The following is an 8,814-nucleotide window of genomic DNA, read 5'->3' as shown; positions in this document are numbered from 1 at the left end:
TGAGCGACGACAAGGACGCGCGCAGGCAGATGTTCGCCGGGCAGAAGGCGGCGATCATTCCGTTGGCGCGGCCGGGGCCGCTGACCCTGGCCTGGTGGTGGCGCTACGAGATCATGCTCGTCGTCGGGCTTCCCGTGGTGACCCTGTGGGCGGCCGCGCGGTTCGGCTGGCCCCGGGTGATCGCGGTGATGCTCGCGCTCGTGCTGCTGGTGATCAGCGTGCCGGTGGCGCGGCGCGAGGTGTGGGGGTGGATCCGGTGCGTGTACACCGCGCACCGGATCCGATCCGGGTGCGTCGAGGCGCTGATCGTCAACCGGCGCGGCCGGATCCCGTCCGTGCTGTGGACCTCGGCGACCCCGTACGGCGAGCGGGTCTGGCTGTGGTGCCGGGCGGGCACCACCGCGACCGAGCTGGAGAGGGCGGAGGAGATCCTGACGGTCTGCTGCCTGGCGACGGCCGTACAGGTGAGCGCGCATCCCCGCTACCCAGCGCTCGTGCTCGTCGACGTGATCCGTGACGAGAAGGCCCGGGCCGACGGCCCGGCCGGGACAGGGAGCGGTGAGGGCTACTATCGGCGCAGTTCGTGAGCGAGGTGGCCGGGGATGGACTTTCGTGTGCTGGGGCCGGTCGAGGTGGCCGGTGACGACGGGGCGCCGCTGGACGTCGGGCCCTACCAGCAGCGGGTGGTGCTGGCCCTGTGCATGCTCGCCGCGCCGCGGCCGGTCCCGCCGAGCCGGATGATCGATGTGCTGTGGGAGGAAGAACCGCCGCCGGGGGCGGTCAACACGGTGCAGGCGTACGTCTCCAAGCTCCGCAGGGTCTTCGAGCCCGGCAGGCGCCGGGACGTCCCCCCGGCGATCCTGGTCAGCAGGCCCGGCGGCTACGCACTCGACATCCCGCCGGAGGGACTCGACCTGGCCCGGGCGCGCGGGCACGCCGAGGAGGGCAGGCGCCGGGCCGCCGCCGGGGACCGGCGGGGCGCGGGGGAGGAGTTCCGGCTCGCGCTGGCGCAGTGGCGGGGGGAGCCGCTGGCCGACTTCGCCGGTACGGCGTGGGCCGACGAGGAGATCGCCCACCTGACGGAGTTCCGGCTGACGCTGGAGGAGGATCTCGCCGAGGCCGACCTCGCGCTCGGCCTGGGCGAGGCGCTCACCGGCGGGCTGGCCCGCCTCGTCGCCGCCCACCCGTTCAGGGAACGGCTGCGCGTGCTCGGCGCGCACGCGCTCTACCAGGCGGGGCGGCAGGCCGACGCGCTGGCCGTACTCGCCGAGGGGCGCAGGCTCCTGGTCGAGGACCTCGGGCTCGACCCCGACCCCCGGTCGCGGGAGATGGAGCGGCGCATCCTCGCCCAGGATCCCTCCCTCGCGCCCCGGCCTCGGGTCGCGCTCACGGAGGCCCGGCTGGTCGGCCGGGAGGACGAGGCGGGGGCGCTCGACATGGCGATCGCCGAGGACGGCCACCGGGTGGTGCTGCTGGCCGGGGAGCCCGGCATCGGCAAGACGAGCCTGGCCGAGCAGGCGGCGCGGACCGCGGCGGACCGGGGGCACCGGGTGGTCTGGGGACGCTGCTGGGACGGCACCGGAGCGCCGCCCTTCTGGCCGTGGACGCAGGCGGTGCAGGAGCTGGCCGGTCCCGGCGGGCCGGCCCTGCTGGCCGGGGGCGGCCGGTTCCAGCTCTACGAGGCCTTCGCCGCCCTGCTGAACGGGCACGGCCGGGTCCTGGTCGTCCTGGACGACCTGCAGTGGGCCGACGCCTCCTCGCTGCGGCTGCTGGAGTTCCTGGCCACGACCCGGCTCTGCCCGGAGCTGACCGTGGTGGCCACCTACCGCGACACCGACGTACGGCCGGGCGGCCCGCTGGAGCACGCCCTCGGTGCACTGGCCCGGCTCCCGCACGTGCGCAGGCTCTCACTGCGAGGACTGGGCGAGGACGAGATCCGCGAGTATCTCGGCAGGGCCGGAGCCGACCCCGGACGGGCCGCCGAGATGGCCCGGCTGACCGCGGGCAACCCGTTCTTCCTCGGTGAGGTCCTTCAGCTGGGCGAGACCCCCGAGGCGCTGTCGGACGTCGTGCGCGGCAGGCTGGCCGGCCTGCCGCCGGAGACCGAGCAGGTGCTGACCGCCGCGGCCCTGCTGGGCAGGGACGCGGCCGTCGACATCCTGCTGCGGGTCGCCGAGCTCCCCGAGGAGCGGGTGCTCGACATCCTCGACGCCGCGGTGGGGGCCCGGCTGCTGGCCGAGGGCGACGGGCCGGCCTGCCGGTTCGTCCACGACATCGTCCGCGACGTGCTGCGCGAGGCGCTGCCGCCGCTGCGCCGCAGGCGCCTGCACGCCCGCATCGCCGAGGTGCTGGAGGAGCGCAGCGGCACCCGCCTGACCGAGATCGCCCACCACTACCGCGAGGGCATCCTGAGCCCGCGCATGGCGGGCAAGGCGATCGGCTACACCCGCAGGGCGGCGGCCCAGGCGACGGCGCAGTTCGCCCACGAGGACGCGGTGGAGCACCTGCGGCAGGCGATCGAGCTGATCGAGCGGCTGCCCAGGTCGGACGACGCGCTGCGCTGCGACCTCCTGCTCGACCTGGCCGAGGCGCAGGCGGCGGCGGGCATGAGCACCGCCGCCCACGCCTCGCTGGAGGGCGCCGCGGTGATCGCCGAGGAGCTCGGGGACGACAGCCGGCTGGCCCGGGCGGCGCTGGGGCTGTCCGACCAGATCTACCTGTCGATGTACGAGGAGGTCACCGACGTCGGACGGCTCGCCGGGCGCATCGACCGCGCCCTGGCCTCGGGACTGGCCGGGGACTCGCCGTGGCGGGCCCGGCTGCTGGCCGCCGCCGCGTTCATCGGGTCCACCGGGCGGCCCGTCGGGCGCAGCCGGGAGCTGGCCGAGCAGGCGGTACGGCTGGCCCGCCGTACCGGCGACGACGGGACGCTGTCCAGGGCCCTGATCGTGCAGGAGCTGCTGCTGCGGGCGGGTGACGACCACGACCTCCGGCGGGCGGTCATCGCCGAGATCGTGGACATCGGCGAGCGCACCGGGGACCTGGTGACCGAGTGGATCGGCCGTGAGACCGCCTACGTCGAGCTGATCGCCCGGGGGGAGACCGAGGGGGCGGAGCAGGCGCTGGCCTGGCTGCGGGAGAACGCCGACCGGCTGCGGCTCCCGTCGATGATCAGCCTCGCCGCCTGGCAGGCGGCGGTCCACGCCTACCTGACGGGGCGCTCCGGCGACGCGCTCGCGGCGGCCGAGGAGTCCGGCGCGGTCTATCCGGAGGGGGCACTCGGCCGCGGCGACGCGCACCTGCGCCGAGAGACGTTCCGCTTCCTGTCCCTGCGGGCCGAGGGCAGGCCCGCCGAGGCCCTCGATCTGGCCGAGGAGATCCTGCGGTCGCGTCCCGGGCAGCGGCCCTGGCGGATCCTGCGCTGCCTGGCCCTGATCGACGCCGGGCGGCCGGACCTGGCGAGTGCCGACTTCGCCGAGCTGTCCCGCGACGGCTTCGCCGGGGTCCTCCCGGACCTGGCCTACCGGTTCGTGGCCGACGCCCTCAGCGAGATCTGCGCGCGGCTCGGCGACGTCGCCGCCGGCCGGGTCCTGTACGGCCACCTGGCGCCGGGCGCCGGACGCCTGCTGGGCTGGTCGGTGACGGACCTGTGCCTGACGCGGCTGGCGCTGCTGGACGGCGACGGAGAGCGGGCCGCGCTCCACCTGCGGGCGGCCGGGGAGTTCGTCCGCCGTGCGGGGCTGCGCGTCTGCGAACCGGCGCTGGAGGAACTGGAGAAGGAGTGCTCCGCCCCGGAGTGACCGGGCCGCGTTTCTCCGGACCGGGCCGTGTCTCTCCGGACCGGGCCGCGTTTCTCCGGATCTCCCACGGCAAAGGGGAATCCATGGCAGTCAACCGGATCCTGACCAACATCCTGTCCGACCGGCTCCCCGAGACCAGGGACTTCTTCGTCGACCTGCTGGGCCTGCAGGTCAACTTCGAGGAGGACTGGTACGTCCACCTGTCCGCGCCGGGGAACCTCGCCCTGGAGGTCGCCGTCTGGCGCCGCGACCACGAGCTCGTCCCCGAGGCCTACCGGGACGCGCCCCGGGGCACGATCCTGACCGTCGTCGTGGACGACGTGGACGCCGTCCACGAGCGGGCGGTGAAACTGGGCCTGCCGATCGTCGCCCCGCCCCGTGACCGGTTCTACGGACAGCGCAGCTGCCTGATCCGCGACCCCAACGGCCTGCTCGTGGACGTCTCCACCCCGGTTTCCTGACGGCGTCACCGCTGGTATCCGGCTGTTTCCGGCATTCCGGATGAGGCTGGTGTGCCAGGGGTGGGAAAGCAGGCATGGCTGGGGGAGCATTGGGCATATCTCCACACCGCTGAAGGGCGGTGAAATGATCGAAATCTGGCCGGGTGATCCTTACCCGCTGGGCGCGACCTACGACGGCGCGGGGACCAACTTCGCGATCTTCTCGGAGGCCGCAGAACGGGTCGAGCTGTGCCTGTTCGACGACGACAACCATGAGACTCGGGTCGTCCTGACCGAGTGCGAAGGCTATATATGGCACGGCTATCTGCCGCGCGTGGGTCCCGGGCAGCGGTACGGCTACCGCATACACGGCCCCTACGACCCGGCGAACGGCAAGCGCTGCAATCCCTCGAAACTCCTGATCGACCCCTACGCCAAGGCGATCGAGGGGGAGGTGGACTGGGACGAGGCCGTGTACGGCTACCGCTTCGGCAAGCCGGACAGCCGCAACGACGCCGACTCGGCGCCGTTCGTGCCGCGCTCCATCGTGATCAACCCCTTCTTCGGGTGGGGGCACGACCGTCCGCCCGCCACGCCGTACCACGACACGGTGATCTACGAGGCGCACGTCAAGGGCCTGACGATCAACCATCCGAAGATCCCCGAGCGGATCCGCGGCACCTACGCGGCCATCGGGCATCCGGAGATCATCGACCACCTGACCGCGCTCGGCGTGACGGCGATCGAGCTCATGCCGGTGCACCAGTTCGTCATCGACCAGCACCTGGTCGAGCGGGGGCTGACCAACTACTGGGGCTACAACACCATCGGCTTCTTCGCCCCGCACAACGCCTACTCCAGCAGCGGCCAGCGCGGCGGGCAGGTGCTGGAGTTCAAGGCCATGGTCAAGGCGCTGCACGAGGCGAACATCGAGGTCATCCTCGACGTGGTCTACAACCACACCGCCGAGGGCAACCACCTGGGTCCGACGCTGAGCATGCGCGGGATCGACAACGAGGACTACTACCGCCTCGTCGAGCACGACAAGCGCTACTACATGGACACCACCGGCACCGGCAACAGCCTGCTGATGCGCTCGCCGCACGTGCTCCAGCTGATCATGGACTCGCTCCGTTACTGGGTGACGGAGATGCACGTCGACGGGTTCCGGTTCGACCTGGCCGCCACCCTGGCGCGGGAGCTGCACGAGGTCGACCGGCTGAGCGCCTTCTTCGACCTCGTCCAGCAGGACCCGGTGCTCTCGCAGGTCAAGCTGATCGCCGAGCCGTGGGACGTGGGCCCGGGCGGTTACCAGGTCGGCAACTTCCCGGCCCGGTGGACCGAGTGGAACGGCCTGTACCGCGACACGATCCGCGACCTGTGGCGGGGCGAGCCGGCCGCGCTGCCGGAGTTCGCCTCGCGGCTGACCGGCTCCAGCGACCTCTACCAGGACGACAGCCGCCGTCCGGCCGCCTCCATCAACTTCGTCACCTGCCACGACGGGTTCACCCTGACCGACCTGGTCTCCTACAACCACAAGCACAACGAGGCCAACGGCGAGGGCAACCGCGACGGCAGCGACGACAACCGCTCGTGGAACTGCGGGGCGGAGGGGCCGGCGACGCTCGCCATCGAGTCGCTGCGCGAGCAGCAGAAGCGCAACTTCCTGACCACGCTCTTCCTGTCGCAGGGCGTGCCCATGCTCTCCCACGGCGACGAGCTCGGCCGCACCCAGCAGGGCAACAACAACGCCTACTGCCAGGACAACGAGATCAGCTGGGTCGACTGGTCCGACATCAGGGAGAACTGGCTGCTGCTGGAGTTCACCCGCAAGCTCGCCAAGCTCCGCTCCGAGCACCCGGTCTTCCGGCGGCGCCGGTTCTTCTACGGCAGGCCGGTGCGCGGGTCGGAGGACGCGCTCAGCGACATCGCCTGGCTCACCCCGCAGGGCAAGCGGATGACCGACTCCGACTGGAACGTGGGGTACGCCAAGTCGCTGGCCGTCTTCCTGAACGGCGAGGCCATCACCGAGCCCGACCGCCGGGGACGGCCGATCACCGACGACTCGTTCCTGCTGATGATCAACGCGCACCACGACGTCATCAAGTTCACGATTCCGAAGGACTACGGCGAGATGTGGCTCACGGAGATCGACACGGCGATGCCGATCACGGTCGACACCCGGCTCTGCCGGGCCGGTGAGACGGTGCCGGTGGTGGGGCGCTCGATGCGGGTGATGCGCCGTGTCTGAGCCCTCGCGCGACACCCACCGCGACTCCCACAGCGATTCCCACGGCGATTCCCGAAACGACTCCCACCGCGATTCCCTCAGCGACACCCACAGCGGTTCCGCGGCGGCCTCCTCCGGCCGCCCGGGGCCGGGCCCCGCGGCCCGTCCCCTCTCCACCTACCGCCTCCAGCTCACCCCGGACTTCGGTTTCGCCGAGGCGGCCCGGCTCGCGCCGTACCTGCGCGAACTCGGGGTCAGCCACGTCTACCTCTCGCCCGTCCTGCAGGCCGACCCGCCGTCCAGGCACGGCTACGACGTCACCGACCACTCGCGGATCCGTCAGGAGTTCGGCGGGATCGAGGGGCTGCGGGCGCTGGCCGCGGCGCTGCGGGACAACGGCCTGGGGATCGTGGTGGACGTCGTCCCCAACCACATGACGGTCCCGGTGCCGGAGTCGGGCAACGCCGCGCTGTGGTCGGTGCTCAAGGAGGGCCGGGACTCGCCGTACGGCGCGTGGTTCGACATCGACTGGTCCGACGGCAAGGTCGCCATGCCGGTGATCGGCGACGACACCGAGCCGGTCGTGGACGGCGACGTGCTGCGCTACCACGATCACGTCTTCCCCTATCCGGACACGCACTACCGGCTGGTCGACTGGCGCAGGGGGCCCGGCTACCGGCGCTTCTTCGACGTGTCGTCGCTGATCGGGGTGCGGGTGGAGGACCCGGAGGTCTTCGACGCCACCCACGAGGTGATCCTCTCGCTGGTGCGGGAGGAGATCGTCCAGGGGCTGCGGGTGGACCACCCGGACGGCCTGGCCGACCCGCGCGGCTACCTGGCCCGGCTGCGCGCCGCCTCGGGCGGGCTGTGGACGGTGGCCGAGAAGATCCTGGTCGGCGAGGAGCGGCTCCCGCAGGACTGGGACTGCGACGGCACCACCGGCTACGACGTGCTCAACCGGATCACCGGGCTGTTCGTGGACCCGGCCTCGGCCGGGCCGCTGACGGACCTGTTCGTGCTGCACACCGGCGCGCCGCGCGACTACGCGGCCGTGGTGCGCGAGTCCAAGAAGTACGTCCTGGAGCTGTTCTTCGGCTCCGAGCTCGACCGGCTGGCCGCGACCACCGGGGCCGACCGCGAGGTCCTGGCGGAGCTGCTGACCGCCATGCCCGTCTACCGGGCCTACGCGGTGCCGGGGGAGCCCGTGCCCGCGGCCTCGGCCTCGATCGTGGAGGAGGCCGGCAGGGTCGCGGCCGGACACCTGCCCGAGGGCGCCCCGGTGGCGGAGGCGGTGCGCAAGGTGCTGCAGGGCCCGGCCGAGGGCGTGGTCCGCTTCCAGCAGACCTGCGGCCCGGTGATGGCCAAGGGGGTGGAGGACACCGCGCTCTACCGGTGGTACCCGCTGTCGTGCCTGAACGAGGTGGGCGGGGAGCCCGACCGGTTCGGCGCCGAACCGGAGGAGTTCCACGCCTTCGTCCGGTCGATGCCCCCGGGGACGATGACGACGCTGTCCACCCACGACACCAAGCGTTCGGAGGACGTGCGTGCCCGGCTGGCCGTGCTGTCGGAGCTGCCGGGCACCTGGGCGCAGGCGGTCGGCGAGTGGTCGGCCAAGGTCTCCTTCGACCCGCGCCTGGACTATCTGGCCTGGCAGAACCTGATGGCCGCCTGGCCGATCGACGGCGACCGGTTCTTCGACTACCTGTTCAAGGCGGCCCGCGAGGCCAAGACGTCGATCTCCTGGGCCACCCCCGACCCCGCCTACGAGGAGGGGCTGCGGGATTTCGTACGGCGGGCGATCGACGAGTGCGGGCCGTCGATCGCGGAGTTCACGGCCAGGATCGAGCCCTACGCGCGCGCCAACTCGCTGGGCCAGAAGCTGGTGCAGCTCATGCTCCCCGGGGTGCCCGACCTCTACTGGGGCAACGAGATCACCGACTTCTCGCTGGTCGACCCGGACAACCGCCGCCCGGTCGACTTCGAGCTGCGGCGCCGGATGCTCTCGCGGGCGCGGACCGGTGAGGGGACGTCCTGGGACGAGGACAAGCTGCTGGTCACCAGGGAGGCGCTCAACCTGCGGCGCCGCATCGACCCCGACGCGCCGTACGTCCCGATCGAGGCGGACGCGCACGCGATCGCCTTCGCGCGGGGCGAGGGGGCGGTGGTGGTGGCCACCCGGCTGCCGGTCGGGCTGGAGCGGCGCGGCGGCTGGGGAGGCCGCACGCTGACGCTGCCGCACGGGCGCTGGCGGGACCTGCTGTCCGGAGCCGAGCACACCGGGCGGATCCCCCTGGCGCATCTGCTGTCGCACCGCCCGGTCGCGCTTCTGGAAAGGGAGTAGCCG

5 protein-coding genes are annotated in these 8,814 nt (G+C 72.4%); all 5 read left to right on the top strand.

Annotated features, from left to right (window positions below):
* A partial coding sequence (locus Pta02_RS16520) for a hypothetical protein (protein WP_203875713.1) occupies positions 1 to 587 on the top strand: 587 nt, incomplete at its 5' end.
* Between the two features lie 15 nt (positions 588 to 602).
* Positions 603 to 3,800: an ATP-binding protein gene (locus Pta02_RS16515; protein WP_203875712.1), complete on the top strand. Its 3,198-nt coding sequence runs from the start codon at positions 603 to 605 to the stop codon at positions 3,798 to 3,800.
* 83 nt (positions 3,801 to 3,883) lie between these two features.
* On the top strand, positions 3,884 to 4,261 hold the full coding sequence (locus Pta02_RS16510) for a VOC family protein (RefSeq protein ID WP_203875711.1): 378 nt from the start codon (positions 3,884 to 3,886) through the stop codon (positions 4,259 to 4,261).
* Between the two features lie 124 nt (positions 4,262 to 4,385).
* A complete protein-coding gene (gene glgX / locus Pta02_RS16505; protein WP_203875710.1) occupies positions 4,386 to 6,491 on the top strand; it encodes a glycogen debranching protein GlgX in 2,106 nt (701 codons plus the stop codon).
* The gene (gene treY, locus Pta02_RS16500; protein ID WP_203875709.1) at positions 6,484 to 8,811 is read left to right on the top strand and encodes a malto-oligosyltrehalose synthase; all 2,328 of its coding nucleotides are present in this window, start codon (positions 6,484 to 6,486) and stop codon (positions 8,809 to 8,811) included. Before glgX ends, treY begins: the two co-directional genes overlap by 8 nt.
* Positions 8,812 to 8,814 lie beyond the last annotated feature (3 nt).

Source organism: Paraplanobispora takensis (assembly GCF_016863195.1).
Taxonomy (GTDB): domain Bacteria; phylum Actinomycetota; class Actinomycetes; order Streptosporangiales; family Streptosporangiaceae; genus Planobispora; species Planobispora takensis.
Note: the sequence above shows the minus strand (reverse complement) of the source record. Positions and strands in the feature narration are given on the sequence as shown.

Bases quoted from the DNA above. Each gene is read 5' to 3' on its own strand.
- Pta02_RS16515 (WP_203875712.1), top strand. From the start codon at position 603: ATGGACTTTCGTGTGCTGGGGCCGGTCGAGGTGGCCGGTGACGACGGG.
- Pta02_RS16510 (WP_203875711.1), top strand. From the start codon at position 3,884: ATGGCAGTCAACCGGATCCTGACCAACATCCTGTCCGACCGGCTCCCC.
- glgX (WP_203875710.1), top strand. From the start codon at position 4,386: ATGATCGAAATCTGGCCGGGTGATCCTTACCCGCTGGGCGCGACCTAC.